General features: G+C 35.1%; 19 protein-coding genes. 5 read left to right on the forward strand and 14 right to left on the reverse strand.

All coding sequences use genetic code 11. The features are described 5' to 3' along the window. Nucleotides 1-10: 10 nt before the first annotated feature. The 7 genes from FGL66_RS08260 to FGL66_RS08290 all read right to left on the reverse strand — a co-directional run bounded on the left by FGL66_RS08260 (nucleotide 11) and on the right by FGL66_RS08290 (nucleotide 8163). Entirely contained in the window at nucleotides 11-790 is a 780-nt protein-coding gene (locus FGL66_RS08260) for an N-acetylglucosaminidase (protein WP_180809339.1), read from the reverse strand. A gap of 24 nt (nucleotides 791-814) precedes the next feature. Further along, the gene (locus FGL66_RS08265; RefSeq protein WP_180809340.1) at nucleotides 815-1063 is read right to left on the reverse strand and encodes a hypothetical protein; all 249 of its coding nucleotides are present in this window, start codon (nucleotides 1061-1063) and stop codon (nucleotides 815-817) included. A 331-nt stretch (nucleotides 1064-1394) separates the two neighbouring features. Then, complete coding sequence (locus FGL66_RS08270) at nucleotides 1395-1862, reverse strand: helical membrane plugin domain-containing protein (protein WP_180809341.1); 468 nt, start codon at nucleotides 1860-1862, stop codon at nucleotides 1395-1397. Continuing rightward, nucleotides 1862-4798, reverse strand: a complete 2937-nt coding sequence (fdhF, locus tag FGL66_RS08275; RefSeq protein WP_180809342.1) for a formate dehydrogenase subunit alpha — start codon at nucleotides 4796-4798, stop codon at nucleotides 1862-1864. Before fdhF ends, FGL66_RS08270 begins: the two co-directional genes overlap by 1 nt. 271 nt (nucleotides 4799-5069) lie before the next feature. Then, a complete protein-coding gene (locus tag FGL66_RS08280) occupies nucleotides 5070-5975 on the reverse strand; it encodes an LCP family glycopolymer transferase (RefSeq protein WP_180810508.1) in 906 nt (301 codons plus the stop codon). Between the two features lie 145 nt (nucleotides 5976-6120). Then, the gene (locus tag FGL66_RS08285) at nucleotides 6121-6912 is read right to left on the reverse strand and encodes an inositol monophosphatase family protein (protein WP_258007323.1); all 792 of its coding nucleotides are present in this window, start codon (nucleotides 6910-6912) and stop codon (nucleotides 6121-6123) included. Nucleotides 6913-7443: 531 nt separating this feature from the next. Further along, complete coding sequence (locus FGL66_RS08290) at nucleotides 7444-8163, reverse strand: CPBP family intramembrane glutamic endopeptidase (protein ID WP_180809344.1); 720 nt, start codon at nucleotides 8161-8163, stop codon at nucleotides 7444-7446. A 228-nt stretch (nucleotides 8164-8391) separates the two neighbouring features. Between FGL66_RS08290 and FGL66_RS08295 the strand changes: the two genes are divergently transcribed. Further along, nucleotides 8392-8739: a hypothetical protein gene (locus tag FGL66_RS08295; RefSeq protein WP_180809345.1), complete on the forward strand. Its 348-nt coding sequence runs from the start codon at nucleotides 8392-8394 to the stop codon at nucleotides 8737-8739. 56 nt (nucleotides 8740-8795) lie between these two features. Here FGL66_RS08295 and FGL66_RS08300 read toward each other — a convergent pair whose 3' ends face one another. Further along, the gene (locus FGL66_RS08300) at nucleotides 8796-10184 is read right to left on the reverse strand and encodes an amino acid permease (protein WP_180809346.1); all 1389 of its coding nucleotides are present in this window, start codon (nucleotides 10182-10184) and stop codon (nucleotides 8796-8798) included. 446 nt (nucleotides 10185-10630) lie between these two features. Here FGL66_RS08300 and FGL66_RS08305 point away from each other — a divergent pair, with 446 nt between their 5' ends. From FGL66_RS08305 to FGL66_RS08315, 3 genes are read left to right on the forward strand one after another with little or no spacing between them, the layout of a single operon-like run. Further along, nucleotides 10631-11503: a formate/nitrite transporter family protein gene (locus tag FGL66_RS08305; protein ID WP_180809347.1), complete on the forward strand. Its 873-nt coding sequence runs from the start codon at nucleotides 10631-10633 to the stop codon at nucleotides 11501-11503. Nucleotides 11504-11558: 55 nt separating this feature from the next. Next, entirely contained in the window at nucleotides 11559-11891 is a 333-nt protein-coding gene (locus FGL66_RS08310) for a hypothetical protein (RefSeq protein ID WP_180809348.1), read from the forward strand. A gap of 14 nt (nucleotides 11892-11905) precedes the next feature. Next, nucleotides 11906-12088 carry a hypothetical protein gene (locus tag FGL66_RS08315; protein ID WP_180809349.1) on the forward strand — a complete coding sequence of 61 codons (183 nt, stop codon included), beginning with the start codon at nucleotides 11906-11908 and terminating at the stop codon, nucleotides 12086-12088. 89 nt (nucleotides 12089-12177) lie between these two features. Here FGL66_RS08315 and FGL66_RS08320 read toward each other — a convergent pair whose 3' ends face one another. The 4 genes from FGL66_RS08320 to FGL66_RS08335 form a co-directional block, all read right to left on the reverse strand. Next, nucleotides 12178-12825, reverse strand: coding sequence for an HAD family hydrolase (locus tag FGL66_RS08320; RefSeq protein ID WP_180809350.1), 648 nt, complete (start codon nucleotides 12823-12825; stop codon nucleotides 12178-12180). 21 nt (nucleotides 12826-12846) lie between these two features. Beyond that, entirely contained in the window at nucleotides 12847-13683 is an 837-nt protein-coding gene (locus tag FGL66_RS08325) for a VOC family protein (protein WP_180809351.1), read from the reverse strand. A 53-nt stretch (nucleotides 13684-13736) separates the two neighbouring features. Next, nucleotides 13737-14012 carry a hypothetical protein gene (locus FGL66_RS08330; protein WP_180809352.1) on the reverse strand — a complete coding sequence of 92 codons (276 nt, stop codon included), beginning with the start codon at nucleotides 14010-14012 and terminating at the stop codon, nucleotides 13737-13739. A gap of 167 nt (nucleotides 14013-14179) precedes the next feature. Further along, entirely contained in the window at nucleotides 14180-15124 is a 945-nt protein-coding gene (locus FGL66_RS08335) for a bile acid:sodium symporter family protein (RefSeq protein ID WP_180809353.1), read from the reverse strand. Nucleotides 15125-15432: 308 nt separating this feature from the next. On the opposite strand from FGL66_RS08335, the gene FGL66_RS08340 reads away from it, so the two are divergent. Next, entirely contained in the window at nucleotides 15433-15960 is a 528-nt protein-coding gene (locus FGL66_RS08340; RefSeq protein WP_180809354.1) for a hypothetical protein, read from the forward strand. A 70-nt stretch (nucleotides 15961-16030) separates the two neighbouring features. Here FGL66_RS08340 and FGL66_RS08345 read toward each other — a convergent pair whose 3' ends face one another. Further along, the gene (locus FGL66_RS08345) at nucleotides 16031-16519 is read right to left on the reverse strand and encodes an SRPBCC family protein (RefSeq protein ID WP_180809355.1); all 489 of its coding nucleotides are present in this window, start codon (nucleotides 16517-16519) and stop codon (nucleotides 16031-16033) included. A 104-nt stretch (nucleotides 16520-16623) separates the two neighbouring features. Next, entirely contained in the window at nucleotides 16624-17916 is a 1293-nt protein-coding gene (locus tag FGL66_RS08350; protein ID WP_180809356.1) for a Na+/H+ antiporter NhaC family protein, read from the reverse strand. Between the last annotated feature and the right edge of the window lie 6 nt (nucleotides 17917-17922).

A 17922-nucleotide genomic window follows, 5' to 3' on the forward strand; every position in this document is an offset into this window, starting at 1 on the left:
CATCATTCACTTATTCAATGTAATATTCCTTTATTACACGTTCTTTCTTAATACCATATTTTTCATAATATACTGCCATACGTTCAGCAATTTTAGCTGCCCAATCAATATCACTTGCATATTGGTTTGTTCCCGGTGCTTGTGGATTCCAGCGCATTTGGTAAAGGGTCAACTGTTCATTCTCAAAATATTGTTGTCGTATAAACTTCCCTCCACCTACAATCGCTTTATGTGGTGTCGTCCAGCCTGCTTTTGCTGCATAACTTGTACCTGTTTTTACAGCATCTCTATCAAATGCACCTATACCAAAAAAGTTATAGTAATGCTGCTTGCCTTTTTTAATACCTTGTGCCAGTTCGGATTTTCCTTCACCTGTTTCTAATTGTGCGTGACTCACTAAATAGATCACATTCACATCATAGCGTTCTTGTGCTTCTAAAAATGCTTTTCCACGCCCTTCTAAAATCCCTTTACCTTTTAACATTGTATTGACTTCTTCTTCTGACATATTTACTGGTTCTGATATATCCATATACATTAAATCTGAATCTTTATTTTTTATAGCCATACTTTGTTTTATTGCTTTATTCGAGGCTTCAACAAAACGTGTACCTTGTGATTGTGTATGGAGTATCCCTTCTTGAATTTGTTTAGTATATGCTTCTTCAAAAGTATAAACTTTCCTTTTATCAAATAGTGATGTTTCATTAATAAGTAACAACACAAAAAATACAATCAAAATTAAGCTTATAAATAATGTAGATGGATGATCTTTAATCCATTGCTTCATATTAGAACTCCTTATAAATGTCAGTTATAAAAGATTATAACCTATAATAAAAACAATAAAGATAATGACGATAGCATATATACTGTTTGCTATTCTTCTTAATCGTGCTTTTTCTTTAAAGAGCATATTAAATAGAATTAATGTTATCGTTAATGTTACTAAAAAGCAAATAAGTCCCCATAACGGACTGACAAATAAAAGTAAGACAATTCCCGCAATTAATATAATGTTTGATATGACCGTCAGCAATAAAATTTTATGTTCTTGATGCATATATGCCCTCCTCTTTATATTCATATTTATTTTATCATGATTTATAGTTTAAGTGGAGATAGGCCTGAAACTCCAATATAAGTCTATAGTCAAAGCTTCAATCATTGAAAAAACGCGCATCATTATAAATTCAAATCTATCCAGCTATCTTTTATAAACATTTAAGCTCTATACCCTACTCTCCATTTCATCTTAAATTTTAAGCCATCAAAAAAGATGGAACAAGAAACCCCAGTTACCCCAAAGGTTTCATGATTCCATCTTGTCATATACAACACGAACATAAAACTACGTTATTTTTAATGTTCTTTAGTCTATTTACTTTAACTACTTATAACCGAGACATCCCTTTTAACATATTTAAAAAGTATGTCAAACTTTTATTCATTTCATCATCTCTTAGCACACCAAGCAGCCCTTTCATCGATGTGCGTGCATTTGGACTGGCTTGATTTGCGACACGAACACCTTTATTCACTTTATTCAACAAAATGCGTAATTCATCAGTGTCTAAATCTCCTAAAACAAAGACCATTTGTCCAATATTATGCAAAAATCCTGCATACTGTTCTTTATTCAATTCTGTAACAATCTTTTCAGTAATCGTACCTCTCTGTTTCACAGCACCATTGAGCGCATCTAAAATTTTAGCATCATCCAAGTTTTTAACGAGATCAATCATTTTCAAAATGCTATCTTTATTTTCGGCAATCTTATCAGTCACTTCTGCAATACTTTCAACTTTTCGTTCTGCTTCTGATTTTTCAATACGTTTTATTTTTGTAATTCTCTCTGCCATTATTTCATCACCTGATCTCCTGGGAAGACATAGTCTGGACGTCCCCATTTTTTCTCAACTTGTACACTATATTGCGGATTACGCTGCTGATTGCGGAAGTTGGTTGGATTTAATGGTGATTTACCCCGTTTGCTCAACACTTCCATACGACAACATGTTGATTTGTAGGCTGGTGTATGTGTTTCAGGATCTGTCACGCTACTTGTTAAATAATTAATAGCTGCTTCGCTATTATCATTAAGTGGTAAGTAAATTTGTTTCCCTTTAACACGATCTGTAATATGGACATGACCCGTTGCTTCACCTGTTTCTGAAATCAACTTCACAGCTGCACCTTCATGAATATCACGTTCCGATGCTAATTCTGGTGAGATCTCTACAAAGGCAGTCGGCATTTTGTATTTAAGTCCAGGTACTTTATATGTCATGTTCCCTTCATGGAAATGCTCTAATACTCGACCATTATTAACATGTAAATCATATGTTTCATGTGTTTTGTAGAAATTATTAAAGTCCAATGCAAATAGTTTCGCCTTGCCATTGTCAAAGTTAAATCCTTCTGTGAAAAGTAACGGAGAATCTGTACCATCTGCATTTACTGGCCATTGCAGACTATTGTATCCCTCAAGACGATGATATTTCACACCTGCAAACATTGGTGTTAAATCTGAAGCTTCATCCATAATTTCTGATGGATGTGTATAACCCCAATCAAATCCCATTTCTTTAGCAATCATTTGCGTAATTTGCCAATCTGGTTTTGAATCTCCTAACGGCTCTAGTGCTTGATATAAGCGCTGGAATCGACGCTCTGTATTCGTAAATGTACCGTCTTTTTCAAGCGATGGAGAAGCCGGTAAAATAACATCTGCATATTCTGCTGTAAAAGTCAAAAATTCATCTTGTACGACTAGGAAGTCTACCTTCTCCAATGCAGCCTGAACATAGTTGATATTCGAATCTACAATCCCTGTATCCTCACCTAAAATAAACATACTATGTACATCGCCAGCATGAATATGATCCATCATTTGATGATTATCATAGCCCGGTTCTTTCGGTAATTGAACGCCCCAAGCTTCTTCAAACCAGCCACGCGCCTCATCATCAGTCACATTCAAATAGCCTGGTAATTTGTCCGGCATACTGCCAAAGTCTGAACAGCCCTGCACATTGTTATGACCGCGTAATGGGTATGAACCAGCACCTGGCTTCATATAGTTTCCAGTCACTAATAACAAGTTTGAGATTGCCGTACTTGTGTCAGAGCCTGTTTCCTGTTGTGTAACACCCATTGCCCAACAAATAGATACGGAGTCGACACTTACGATTTCATGCGCTAACTGAACCAGACGTTTTTGAGAGATGCCCGTTGTTTCTTCAGCAAATGCCATTGTATAAGGTTTGAGTGATTGATAATATTCATCGAAGTGATCAACCCACTGCTCAATGAATGCTTGATCATGCAAATTGTTATCAATAATGTATTTCGTCACAGCAGATAACCATACTAAATCTGTACCTGGATTAGGCTGATAAAATTCATCTGCGCGCTGTGCCATCTCATGTTTACGAATATCGAAAACATGTAGCTTTTGACCGAATAATTTATGAGAGCGTTTAATACGAGAAGCAATAACTGGATGCGCCTCTGCAGTATTCGTTCCAATTGTAATGACCATTCCTGCTCTGCCAATATCATCGATTGAGCCAGAGTCACCACCATGACCAACTGTACGGAATAGTCCTTTTGTTGCTGGTGCTTGACAATATCGTGAACAGTTATCGATATTATTCGTTCCAATAACTTGACGCGCTAGTTTTTGCATAAGATATGACTCTTCGTTCGTCGCTTTTGATGATGAGATAAAAGTGAGTGCTTTTGGGCCATGCTGATCCTTAATCTCTTGCATACGCTGTGCAACGTATGGAATCGCTTCTTCCCATTCGACTTCTTCAAATTGACCGTTACGACGAATCAATGGTTTGGTTAGACGCTCCTCAGAGTTCACATAATCCCAACCGAACTTTCCTTTAACACACGTTGAGATTTTGTTAGCAGGCGAATCATGTGAAGGTTGTACTTTTAAAATTTCACGATCTTTTGTCCATACTTCAAAACTACAACCCACTCCGCAATATGTACATACTGTTTTTGTCTTTTTGATACGCTCTTCGCGCATTGCCGCTTCAGAATCAGAAATTGCAAACAATGGGCCATAGCCTGTCTCTGCTTTTTTCGTTAAATCAATCATTGAAGCAAGTGAACCCGGCTCTATATCTGTCATGTATCCAGCATTACCGACCATGTTGTTTTCCATCATTGCATTACATGGACAAACTGTTGAACATTGTCCGCAACCAACACATGAGGATTCATTGATTGATACATCATTATCCCAAATAACACGTGGCTGCTCACGCTCCCAATCAATGGTCAATGTTTCATTAACTTGAACATCTTGACACACTTCTACGCAACGCCCACATAAAATACATTGGTTTGGGTCATAGCGATAAAACGGTCCAAAATCCACTTCATATGGCTTAGGCTTATATTCATATGTCTGATGCTCTAATCCCCAACGATCCATCGTATTATGTATTTCACAATTACCATTATTGTAATCACACACTGTACAGTAAAGTTGATGCTTTTCTAAAATACGATCCAATGCTTCTTTTTGGCTTGCTTGTACTTTCTCACCTTGTGTATTGACAACCATTGGACGATCGATTATTGTTCCACACGCTCTTTCAATTTTACCGTCTATCTCAACTGCACATGTGTCACACGTTTCTATTGGTCCCAATGATTCATTGTAACAAATGGATGGAACAAACGTTTGTTGCGCTTTAATAAAAGCAAGCAGATTCGTTCCATGTTCTACAAGATATTCTTTGCCATCTAATGTTAAGACAAGATGCTCTTGCATAATATCCCCTCCTATTTTTATATGCCCAAGATGCCCCCACATCTTCAGTTAACTCTATTCTATACTTTTTAACGCTAAAAGTTAACTATTTGCCAAAATTTTTCAATTATATAAAATTAAGTGATTTCTGCCTGTTTTATATAAAAAAGACGATATAGTGAAACTTTAAAGGATTCAAAGGTTCACTATATCGCCTGGTTGCAAAATATATTTATAAAATAACTTGATCGACTTTATACGATTATGGATATACATCAGAATATCTAATATTTTATAATCCTAAATTATCTCTCAGTTGTTGTGTTATTTGTGCCTTACTATTGCTATCAGGTATGAAATAATAAAGTCCGTCATCTTGTATACCATCTGACCCTTCAAGTTGATGACGATTGACATTTTCATTTGCATCCGAATATTTGCTGCGAATTGTATTAAGCTCTGAAAGTGTCAAATCTGTTTGAACATTATCACCGAGTTGATTCATTAAACTATTAAAGTTAGTCAATGACGAAATACCTGTTAATTTATTCACTAATCCTTGAAGGACAAGTTGTTGACGTTCTTGACGTCCAAAGTCACCACCTGCACCATCCTCTTTACGGCTACGGATAAATGCCATTGCTGTTTCGCCATCTAAATGTTCCTTTTGTCCTTCATTGAACTGATGTCCTTGCGCAGTAAATGTCGCATTACTGACAACATCGATACCACCAACTGTATCTATCGTTTCTTGTAGACCATCCATATTCACAGTTGCATAATGATCCACAGGAACGTCCATTAATTTTTCAAGTGTCTTCACTGCCATATCTGCTCCACCATAAGCATACGCATGATTTATTTTTTCAGTTGTCCCTTGACCTACAATTTCTGCTTGTGTATCACGCGGGATACTGACAAGCTCTGTTGTTTTTTTATCAGGATTAACAGAAAGCAACATTATCGTATCACTTCGCTCTCCACCACCAGCACTTGTGCGTTGAGCATCAGAGTCAATACCAAACAAGGCAATAGTAAATGGTTCCCCTTTATTTAAGTTCACCTCACTAGAACGCAATTCAGAATGATTGCGGTCTAATGGATTGTGTATTGCGCCACCGACAGTGAAAAGTTTAAACCCTAAGTAACCTAAAGCGAGTATGGCGAGAATAAATAAAATTAAAATAATCCATATCATTGTTTTAATCACTGGGTTTTTTCTCTTTTTAGACCTTGTATAATTCAACTTTCTCACTCCGCTTCTCTCATATTTTTATATGTATTTCATCCATTTGATTATAACCGATACCCTTCATTTAACAATCAGTCCGTAGTCGCACACCTTATATTTGATATCCCCCTTTTTGTAAGAGTAATGCCAGTACCTCTTCATAACACCCCGGATTGCTAATAATAAATGGACCGCCTTGTATAAAGTCAATCGGTTCTCGATAAAAGTTTGTCATCTTCAATCCAAGTTCCTCAGCAAATAAAAACTGCGCACCAATATCCCAAGGTTTTGCATTTGTATGAATATGTGCACCAAACTGACCTGTAAATACTTTGGCAGAATCTAAACCACAAGCACCGATCAAACGATAAGCAAATGAATGATTAAGCAGGTCATGAATGGTTTCATCGTTCATAACTTTATTATTGAAAGAAATAATACTTTCATGGAGTGGATACGCTTGTGGTGGTGCTAATGATTGCTCATTAAGATATGCACCGTAACCTTTACGTGCCTTAAACAAATGTTGACGCGAATAATCATAAATATAAGATAACATCGGTTTTCCATTGTAAAATAATGCTAAAATAATACAAAAATCATCTTGCTGTTTCACAAGATTAACCGTTCCATCTATCGGATCTAATACCCAAGTTGCGCCTTCTCTCAAATGCGCTATTTCATGATGGCCTTCCTCACCATATAATTGATGATCTGGAAAAGTATTCATCAAAAATTGCTCAAAACTTTGTTCAATTGCCTTATCAATATTTGTTACGAGATCAAATCGATCAGTCTTAGTCGTTGTTTTCATATCTTTTAATAAAGCCGGAATCTTTTGTTTTTCATCATCCAACCACTTTATTACGGCTTCATCTATTTGATATAGCATTTCATCTGTCATCATCTTTCTCACCTCTTCACAATCTCCTCATCATTATAACCGAGTCCCTATATAGCGACAATATTCCATTTTGATCTTCAACACTTTATACAAGTCATGCAGCAAACTCATTAACAATGGAACAACAAATTCTTTTAATCATTAAAAGCTCACTCCATATGCAGATATATTTTCGAAACATTAATTATAAAAAGACTTCAAAAGTGTATTATTTACTAATAGTTTTTAGAGAAAACGCTTACATTCGTTTTTTATATATGGTATATTTTATTTAGCTACTAGGGGGATGGTACACAAACATATTTCAAATGAGGGGTAGCTATTTCGTCAATAGTAAAGTTTGAAACATGATATGTTGTACTTGTTCTATTACTAGATTGAACATCTTCAATATTTATTACTTACTTTCCTTTCTATCCGGATGGTGCTCTGAGCATCATCCGGTTCTTTAGGTTTAATTATTTCAAAAAAGAGCAGGAATACAAAACCATTTTGTCTATTATGATTTTATCCTACTCTTTTTATAAACAGTTAGATGATATCCAACATAAAAGATATAAAGTTATTCAATATATGAAGTCCAATTGTTACACCTAAATTGCGCCCACTCTTCAAATATAACCATACCATTGGAACTGCCAAGATAAAATAATCGACAAATTCAAAAGGAGAAGCTGCATCTGTAACATGTATACCTGCAAATAATATCGCTGATACAATTGCCATAATACGAAAGTTAAACTTTTTACCAAGCTCTCCAATTAAAAAATGACGAAAAACAATTTCTTCAACAACTGGTGCCAAAATAACAATCCATAAAAAGTTAAATGGTAACAATGCATTCCATCCTAATGATTGCTCGATATAGGCTTCATTTTGTGTTGTATCATATTGATATTGCTCTGGTAAAAATGTCATGAACTCTCCGTATATTTGCATTAACCCCATCGTAACAATATATGTACCAATAATCCATAGCCAGTAGCGTCTGACACCTTTTATACCTAACTGAAAACGTATAGGCATGGTCTTTGTATGTAGTAACCAAAAGCTAAAAATAACTATACAATAACTTCCAACACCCGCTAACACTTCTGTCGCTTCTAAAAGATCTAACTCCGCCAGCCATTGTGGTGTATAAACGTCTTGAATTACCAACACAACCATTGCTAAGATAAATTGACTTGCTAATAAAATAGGGATAAGTGATAAATCACGCCAAGCAATATCTTTCCATCTATAATTTGACAAATTCTTTCCTCCTTACTTGAATTTTACTGAATGTCTTATAACAGCCAAACATAGTATAAATAGCAAACTTAAGTGTTGAAGAAAAGACGCTTATTGTCGACAATTCAGTAAAAACTTTTATCAGTATACGTCTAAATCTGTCCTCTCATCACCATGCTTGATAACGATGCTACAAAAGTCATATACCTCAACACTACTATTATCTCAAATAACGAAAGGATAATCTCTATGAATCAAACTATTTTTCTTACTGTTACACAAGCCATTCAAAACTTACAAGACTTGCTAGTACACGTCGATCGATACGACCTTGTCCGTAAATCTGCCAAAGATAAGGGATTCCTACAACTTGCATCACTCAAATCGCAAGTATCAATATATTTTGATACTTTACCTTCTCCGGACAACCTTGATATACTCCCTTTCAAAAATTATGATGCTTATTATAACTGCCTTCAAAACTTGCATCAACACCCGTTAAGACACGTTGAATTTGGCAATCAACAACATGTTATTATGGGCTATAAAACAGTCATTCTACGCACTATGCATTATCTGCACACTTATAGTTTTTAAATCTACAAAAACACCTTGTCGTGATAGATGACAAGGTGCTTTAAACTTTATTTATATTAGAGCATCAAATCTTTTTTATCACGTTTATGATATCCACGCATAAAGAAGAATAATGCCATAAATCCTAAGAATAGGAAACCTATAATAACAGATACACGTGTTTCCCCATTGATTAACATACCGACTAATACAAGTACTAAAAAGCCAATTGTTAAATAATTCGTGAATGGTGCAAAAGGCATTTTAAACGGATGATTTTCAACTTTTTCAGGAAATTTTCTACGGAACTGAATATGACTAAATAAAATCATAAACCATGGAATCATCCCCGGTAAAATTGACGCACTATATACGTACACAAAAATACTTTCAGAACCTTGAATGAGCATTGGCAAAATCACATTTAAAATGACACCAATAAAAATACCAATAGACACTGCTAAAACTGTATAAAATGGAACACCATTACGCATCACTTTTGTAAATACTTTCGGTAATTGACCGTGTTGTGCAAGTGTAAAAATCATACGACTCGAACTAAAAATACCTGAGTTACAACCTGACATGGCCGCTGTAATAACGACAAAGTTAATTAAACCAGCTGCAATCGTAATACCTACTTTAGCAAACGTCGCAACGAATGGCGAACCTAAGTCGCTCAATTCGTTCCACGGATATACCGTAACGATAACAAAAATTGCACCGATATAGAAAATTAAAATACGCCAAATGACACCATTAACTGCCTTTTTAATATTTTTTTGAGGATCTTTTGTTTCACCTGCTGTAATACCGATAAGCTCTACACCTTGATACGAACCGATAACAATAGATAAAGCAAAGAAAAAGCCTAACCAACCGTTTGGTAAGAAACCACCATGTTCTGTCAAGTTACTCAAGCCGATCGGTTCTCCTCCGTTCCCTAATCCGAAGAAGATTAACCCGAAACCAGCGACAATCATTAAAATAATCGTAACAATCTTAATCATCGCAAACCAAAATTCGAATTCACCAAACGCTTTAACAGATACTGCATTCGCTACTGTTAAAATCACAATAACAATAATACCGGGAATCCATGTCGGTAGCTCTGGCCACCAAAACTTCATATATTCTCCAACTGCAATCACTTCCGACATTCCGACAACAATCCATTGGAAAATATTTGCCCATGCTGTTACATATCCTGCTACTGGATGTAAGTAATCTGTTGCATAATTGGCAAACGAACCAGTTGTTGGATACAGGTACACCATTTCTCCCATTGCACGCATAACGAGAAATAAGAAAAGACCTGCCAATAAATATGCGAAAATAACAGATGGTCCGGTCCATGCAATTGTACTTGATGCCCCCATAAATAGACCTACACCAATTGTTCCCCCAAGTGCAATCATTTGAATTTGACGAGAGCTTAACCCTCTGTGTAATTGATTATCTTCCATGACAATCTACCATCTCCTTGACAACCCCTAATTTAAAAAGTATGTAAACCTTTTCTGAAATTATTATACTATATTTTTCTCATCATAAAAGAAAAAATTAATAGGAATATCCCTACATTTATTTTATACTTCCCCTCTTATTATCTTAGAATGGTGTATTTTATCGTTTTATGTCTTTTTATTTTGCTTAAATTAAATCATTAATCCCTACTATCATGCTTTCTCAACCTATGCTATATCTTTTTTATTATTTGTTTAATTTGGTGTGCTATTTCATCCAATACATTTACTATTCAGAATTTATGAATTTCTACATAAAAAATTCATTCATCCGCACATAATATCAAAATGTCATTGTTTCGACATAAAACTTTTTGTGAATACATTCACATTATCAAATTTACAAGTTATACTTGTTTTTATAAGAATTGAAAGGGTTATTTGACATGAATAATACAAATATTAAATGGGATACTATTTTTTACGGTCGTAAATGGGTATCTAATATTATTGAAACAATCCAAAAAAAAGATGTCTTACAGAGTTTCTATTTCAAGCGCTATTTAATGCGTGCGATGATGGCTGGCTTTATTATTAGCATTATTTCCGTTTTTGTACTTATGGTTAAAACGACTTTCGCACCAGATGTTCCACTCGGTGTTGTCAATATGGTAGGATCTGTAACATTCAGCTTTGCCCTCGTGTTAATACTTTTTACCAACTCCGAGTTGCTGACCAGTAACTTTATGTATTTTACTGTTGGTCTCTATTACCATTTGATTCCTCCTATACGTGTCCTTAATATTTTTCTTTTATGCTTCTTTGGTAATATTGCAGGTGCTTTTTTCTTTTTTGGCATTCTAAGATTTAGTGACGTCATGTCACCTGATATGATTGGTATGCTTGAACAGATGGTGCATACTAAAACAGTAACTTATACTTTCGGCAATATTTTAGTGCGCGCTATTTTTGCTAATTTCTTTATTAATATTGCACTTGTTATTGCCATGCAAATTGATGATGTACTCGCTAAAATGTTTGTCATGATGTTTGGTGTAACGATTTTTGCATTTATGGGTTTTGAACATGTTGTTTATAATGCCACGCTATTTGTTGGTCATCTCTACTATAATGTATCTGCACTTCACTTCGGAGGTGTCGTTAAAAATATAGTTGCTGCTTTTATCGGTAATTATATTGGTGGTGGCTTAATTATCGGCTTATTCTATGCGTACTTAAATGATCATGGGCAATTTAAAATCATTAAAAATTCAAAAAGAGCAAAACAATATAATCATAAAGCAGAAATGAAATCATAAAGTACTTTGTAATTATGATATAATGGCTGTAATTCTTTTGAAAATGGAGGCCATTATGGAACGTACTCAGCGTAATAAAGGACTTATTATCTCATTGCTACTCGGTATTCTCTTTTTTATTTTAAATTGGCTCTCACACACAGCACCATTAACAACTATTCTATTAAAATCTTTACTCGTTGCACTCGTTTTTGGTATGCTTTATTTTATTACATTCACATTATTATCATCTGAAAAACACCGTATTCAATATGGTGTGCCACTCACAATCGGTGTAGCTTTAGGTGCGTTAATAGGGATGAAGTTAGAACAACCTATTGTCTGTGTTCTCATAGGTATTGTTATTGCGTTACTGGTCGGTTACCTTTATGGTCGATTACGAGATTAAAAGGAGAAAATAATATGACAACACAAACACTGGCAATTATACTCATCGTTATTTTACTCATCAGCTTTATACCTAATGCCTATTTACTCTATAAAACAAATAAAGACGGTACACCGAATACACGTGTAAAACTTATGGTGGGTATTGATGCAATACTCGTAGTATTCCTTGTTACAGCACTCATATTACTCACTTAAAGTCAAAAGCCTTATGCTATGTTGAAATCTTATCAACAAGCATAAGGCTTTTTGTAACTGTAAGTACAAACATAACAATCGATTTCGGTTTATATATTTTTTCCATTAAAATATTGATTGATAAGTGTTGTTAAATCAATATCTTTCGCCGTTAATGACAAATGACTAAAATCACTCTTGTTCGTCATTGGATTTGTATTTACAATAACATCTAATCCTGCACGTATCGCAGCAGTAGCACCATTAACCGAATCTTCAATGGCCAAACAATAAGCTGGATTATGGTTTAAAGCTTGCACCGCTGTTAAGTATAAATCTGGCTCTGGTTTAACAGCTTCTACATCCTCTCTACCAATAATGACATCGACATATTCATTGAGCCCCAAAGCCTCAACTAACGGTTCAATGTCCTGACGCGCACTACTTGTCGCAATCGCCATGGGTATATGTCTCGTCTTTAATGCTTCCATAAGTGTTGCCACTCCCGGGCGATAAGGTAAATTTTGTGCAGTCTGATGATGGTACGCATAGATTTGTTGTACCTTGGGTTCACCTAGTAATTCAATAAGATGGTCATGTAAATCTAATGCACGACCACCAATATTAGCACGATAAAAATCAAACGTGACTAAAGGTTTATCCTCTAACGCCAAGAAGTGATTAATCGTTTCATATAAATGTTGTTCCGTATCAATAATTGTCCCATCAAAGTCAAAGATAACAGCTCGATATGTCATATAAACTATACTCCTTAATATTTACGCTTTAAATACTGCATAAGGTTCTGATGTTGCAAATTCATACATAATCCCATTTTGGCGATAATACAATGACTCAAACCATTTGCGATCAATAATACCCGAATGATTTCCAGGTAACGTATCATGTATGGTCATTATCTGTTGTAAATCCGTATGATTTTTAACTGCTAACGCATGATGATGAACAAAACCTCTACCCGGTCTTACAACATCTCCACTTTTTTCAACAACAACAATATCTGTATAATAACCTACTGCATCTAGTGTCAAAATTGTTGGATTTCCCTTTTTTTCTATATTATACCCTAGTACACATGTTAAATATTCAATTGTTGTTGTCTTATCTCGAACATGAATTTCAATAGGGCCTAACCCTAAAATCCGATGTTCAGATGCTATATTCGTAGATTGACACATTTCTAAAGGTAATGATGCTTGATTATTTGCAACCATCATTAAAGATAAATGGTCGGGATCATCAAATTGAAGTGTAGGTTGCCCTCGATATGTTCCATACGTTGTAGGTATATCATATTGGCGTAAACGTTCTGCAAAGTCATCTAAAGTACCTTCATCATCTACCAACAAACCAACACGTGCAATCATATCTGTCCCTTTACGCATTTGTCCTGCATGAGGTAATTCAAAAAAAGTGAGCAATGTTCCAACTGTACCTTGTGCATCTCCATAAAAAAGATGCACCATATCATGATTATCTTGATTGACCGTTTCTTTAACAAGTTTTAGACCCAACACTTCCTGATAAAAATGCTTATTTGCTATTTTATCCTTCGTATACATCGATACATGATGATGTCCCATAATATACGTCATATATTCACCTCCTACATAAAAAGTCACATTAAAGTATTTTATTTTTCAATAGCTTAAAATGCCATCGGTACGATAAATAAACAAATTACGCCCATAATAACAATTGCAATTGGAAAAGCAATCGTCTGAATAAACCTCACTTTGTTCAAAGGTAACTTCGAGTAAGCAAGCCATGTTTCCAATACAAAACTAAAACATGTCATACTTAACGTTAATACAAGAAATAACTGCATACCATTTTGATAGTGCGATAAAAAGCCTACTGACAATATTAACATTGTGATAAAGAGCATTAATGTAATAAAATAACGCTGTAACACTTTAGCCATATATCTCTTCACCTTCTATCTTATAACTTCACACGGCTTCAAATGTTTTCTATTTATTAAACCTTATATTCGCACATCCTAATCTTTTTGTAAACTATTTAAAAAGTGTATATCTAAAAGCCAAAAACAGTCATGCTTTCGCCTTTGATATACACTCTTAGAAATGATTATGCGATTGTTTTAACTTGTTTCTGTTCTGCACGTGCTGCCCAGTAACGTGCAAGCAACGGGCCACTAATACAGTGTACAAAGCTAAACACTGCACCCGGAACTGCTGCTAATGGATTAAAATGTACAGTGGCAAGCGACGATGCTAAAGCTGAGTTCTGCATACCTACTTCAATAGACACCGCTTTTTTATCTGGATAATTCAGCTTTAAAACATTGGCTAAAAAGTAACCTATCGCATATCCTAAAACGTTATGTAATATCACTACTGTAAAAATCAACAATCCTGTTTGAACAATTAATTCTTTACTGCCTGCAACAACTGCACCTAAAATCAATGAAATGGCTACTACGGATACAACAGGTAAAACATCTTCTCCAAAATCAGCTAACTTTTTAAATACTTTTTGAATAACAAATCCAAGTAAAATTGGAATTAATACAACTTTAGCAACTGAAATAAACATGCTTACAAACGAAACATCCATCCACTCACGGGCAAAGAGATACATAAAACCGGGCGTTAATACAGGTGACAAAATTGTTGACACAGATGTTATCGTTACTGACAATGCCACATTCGCCTTAGCTAAATAACTCATTACGTTACTCGTCGTCCCCCCAGGACAGCATCCTACAAGTAATACACCTATTGCAATGTCAGCTGATAAACTAAAAACTTTAACAATGATATAAGCTAATGTCGGCATAATCGTATACTGCAACACCACACCGATAATAACAGGTTTTGGATATTTAAAAATCAATTTGAAATCACTGACTTTAATGGTCAAACCCATCCCTAACATTACAACACCGAGTAAGTATGGAATGATCGCCCCTAATCCTGAAAATAAACTTGGTACTGTAAAAGCAACAATACTTGCCAATAACATCCATATTAAAAATGATTTCGATGCAAACTGACCAATACGCTGTAACATAGGCGTCACTCCTTAATTATTATAATAGTCAGAATATTAACACATCTATTGATTTTCGACAATCCTTTTTTTATCTATTGGATGCATGATTTGATTTTTAGTGCAAATGACCAGAATTTATATGAAAGATTTTAACCGACAAATAGAAATACCACTCAGTCCTCTATGACCTTAATAAAGATGATGCGTCTCCCTTTTTTATCATTACACGCTATAAGTCATTCATTTTACAACTGAAGTCTTACTGTTTTTTTATGCTTAGCATGCTACAATAAAATTATTAAATTTGTAATAAATGGAGAATGATGATGATTATTGACAAATTAGAGTCTTATACACTCAACATCCATCAATTAGACCGACGTTCTACCCGTCGACAACTTGAAAAACTGCTAAGCCATACTACTTTTCAAACTCCTTTCCAATTCCGTATTTCTAAGACCAATCAGCACTATCTACTTCGTGTGCAACTGCCTAAACAAGCTTTACCTTATTTAGTAAGTTTTATTAGTTTCCACAACTACTCAATTTATCAACTTGTTTTATCTCAACACGAACACGTAATCGAACCATTACAGCACATATCTGATAGTGAAAAACATTATGAAATCTTTATTGATGGCTTAACTGACCCATTCATTAAAGATAAAGTCATCGATGTATTGACAGGCTTCCAATCAGAAGGTATCGCCTATAACTTCTCACGCAACTTGTTAAAAGTTACAACGACACCTCTTGTTATGATGTCCTTAATTCAAACATTAGCCACACGCCATGTTGATATTTACTACGCAAGTTTACCCAAACGGGCATATCATCAATCTCGCATTTCTTAAACGTCAAAAGACGAGAGTGGAACAAACGCTTTTTGCATCAATGCGCTTTCTGTTCCTCTCCCGTCTTTTCTTATATGTTTGCATCCTTTTCTAAGTGTGCTTGTAACGTATCAAACATCATTTCAAAACCATGTACAGTATGATCATGATATGCTTTTTTCTTTTGTTTGTATGCCATGTTAGAGGTACCGCGTTCTTTAGGAATAAAACTTTTATATTTAAAAGTCATCTCTGTTAATCTAACATTGCGCTCACTTAAATCAACATCAATATAATCTGCCTCTTCACTAATTGACGGCATTTGAATTGTTTTACGAATATGTCTATCCGGGATAAGTGTTTCATATACCCCTACAACTTCTCGTTTTTTACCTTGTGCAGCATCAATCACTTTATATGCCCCACCCTCTACACCATCACTATGAACAGATACATTCGTACGCGGTGATGTCATGAACCATTCACGTAGTTGTTCCGGGTCGATCCAAGCTGCATAGACATCTGCTGGTGTTGCTTTCATCAATCGTGTAATCTCTATTTCAACCCATTCATTTTGCATGATTTCACTTCCATTCTGATTCGTATACCTATTATCATCTTCTTTCAATGATAACGCATTTCTCTCATATACTTCATTTTCCACACTCAGCTTTATATTCTAGTCTACTTTGTATGCAGGCGAGGTAAATTAAATAAAATAGCAACTATGCCACAAAGTGCTAGCATTAACGGATAAATTGAATATGGCAATAACATCATTGGAGATATGTCTGCTACGCCTGCCGCAGCAATAAGCTGTGGACTATATGGCAGAACGCCTTGAAAAGCACTGCCAAAAATATCTAATATACTTGCTGATTTACGTGCATCAATATTATATTCATCTGCAATATCCTTTGCCAATGGACCTGCCATAATAATCGAAATTGTATTGTTGGCTGTTGAAATATCTGCCAAACTTACAAGACCTGCAATACCAAACTCTGCACCTCGTCGAGAGTGAATACGCTGTTTAACATAATTGAGCAACCATCTCACGCCACCGTAATATTCTACTAAGCCAATCATTCCACCAATCAATAGTGCAATAATCGCAATATCTTCCATCGCAACTATACCTTTTGATGCAGCCGTTAAAAATCCTGCCATACCAAAAGAACCATCGATCAAACCGATAACGCCAGATAATAAAATACCACTAATCAATACGATAATAACATTAATACCTAATATAGCTAAGATTAAAACAAATAAATACGGGATAACTTTAATGATATTATAATCATATGTTGCTGTTTCATTCATTTGTGTTCCATGTGTTAACCACCATAAAATAACAAGCGTCATTAAAGCACCAGGAACAACGATTCTAAAATTCACTTTAAACTTATCTGCCATTTTTGTTTTTTGTGTTCGTACTGCTGCAATTGTTGTATCTGAAATCATCGATAAATTATCCCCAAACATTGCGCCACCAACAACTGTTGCCATTGCAAGTGCAGCTGGAATTTCTGTGGCTTCACTAATACCAAATCCAACGGGTGCAATTGCTGCTACCGTCCCAACTGATGTGCCCATTGATACTGAAATAAACATACAAATTATAAAAATACCGACAATCAGATAGTGTTGGGGAATCAATGATAAACCTAAATTTACAATGGACGAAACACCTCCCATTGCTTCTGCTGTTTGTGAAAAAGCACCAGCTAAAAGAAAAATAAGCATCATTAAAATAATATTAGGGTGTCCAGCCTTTCTCGCAAATACTTCTACCTTATGACTAAACCTCTCTTTGGGATTCATCACTAGTGCCACAATAACACCGATCATTGCTGCAACATTTAACGGTAAAAATGTGAAATCCTTTGTAATTAGCCCTGCACCTAAAAACAGACCTATAAATATAATAAGTGGGATAAGCCCCCAAGCGTTCTCTCTTTGTGCTGTTTGCATTACGCG

The sequence above is a fragment of the Staphylococcus sp. 17KM0847 genome (assembly GCF_013463155.1).
In the GTDB taxonomy this organism is placed as follows: domain Bacteria; phylum Bacillota; class Bacilli; order Staphylococcales; family Staphylococcaceae; genus Staphylococcus.

Excerpts from the sequence above, each read along its gene's own strand:
- FGL66_RS08305 (WP_180809347.1), top strand. The coding sequence starts at position 10,631 with ATGAATAATACAAATATTAAATGGGATACTATTTTTTACGGTCGTAAA.
- FGL66_RS08260 (WP_180809339.1), bottom strand. The coding sequence starts at position 790 with ATGAAGCAATGGATTAAAGATCATCCATCTACATTATTTATAAGCTTA.
- FGL66_RS08345 (WP_180809355.1), bottom strand. The coding sequence starts at position 16,519 with ATGCAAAATGAATGGGTTGAAATAGAGATTACACGATTGATGAAAGCA.
- FGL66_RS08280 (WP_180810508.1), bottom strand. The coding sequence starts at position 5,975 with ATGATATGGATTATTTTAATTTTATTTATTCTCGCCATACTCGCTTTA.
- FGL66_RS08270 (WP_180809341.1), bottom strand. The coding sequence starts at position 1,862 with ATGGCAGAGAGAATTACAAAAATAAAACGTATTGAAAAATCAGAAGCA.
- FGL66_RS08330 (WP_180809352.1), bottom strand. The coding sequence starts at position 14,012 with ATGGCTAAAGTGTTACAGCGTTATTTTATTACATTAATGCTCTTTATC.
- FGL66_RS08265 (WP_180809340.1), bottom strand. The coding sequence starts at position 1,063 with ATGCATCAAGAACATAAAATTTTATTGCTGACGGTCATATCAAACATT.
- FGL66_RS08325 (WP_180809351.1), bottom strand. The coding sequence starts at position 13,683 with ATGACGTATATTATGGGACATCATCATGTATCGATGTATACGAAGGAT.
- FGL66_RS08335 (WP_180809353.1), bottom strand. The coding sequence starts at position 15,124 with ATGTTACAGCGTATTGGTCAGTTTGCATCGAAATCATTTTTAATATGG.
- FGL66_RS08320 (WP_180809350.1), bottom strand. The coding sequence starts at position 12,825 with ATGACATATCGAGCTGTTATCTTTGACTTTGATGGGACAATTATTGAT.
- FGL66_RS08350 (WP_180809356.1), bottom strand. The coding sequence starts at position 17,916 with ATGCAAACAGCACAAAGAGAGAACGCTTGGGGGCTTATCCCACTTATT.
- FGL66_RS08315 (WP_180809349.1), top strand. The coding sequence starts at position 11,906 with ATGACAACACAAACACTGGCAATTATACTCATCGTTATTTTACTCATC.
- FGL66_RS08300 (WP_180809346.1), bottom strand. The coding sequence starts at position 10,184 with ATGGAAGATAATCAATTACACAGAGGGTTAAGCTCTCGTCAAATTCAA.
- fdhF (WP_180809342.1), bottom strand. The coding sequence starts at position 4,798 with ATGCAAGAGCATCTTGTCTTAACATTAGATGGCAAAGAATATCTTGTA.
- FGL66_RS08285 (WP_258007323.1), bottom strand. The coding sequence starts at position 6,912 with ATGACAGATGAAATGCTATATCAAATAGATGAAGCCGTAATAAAGTGG.
- FGL66_RS08295 (WP_180809345.1), top strand. The coding sequence starts at position 8,392 with ATGAATCAAACTATTTTTCTTACTGTTACACAAGCCATTCAAAACTTA.
- FGL66_RS08340 (WP_180809354.1), top strand. The coding sequence starts at position 15,433 with ATGATTATTGACAAATTAGAGTCTTATACACTCAACATCCATCAATTA.
- FGL66_RS08310 (WP_180809348.1), top strand. The coding sequence starts at position 11,559 with ATGGAACGTACTCAGCGTAATAAAGGACTTATTATCTCATTGCTACTC.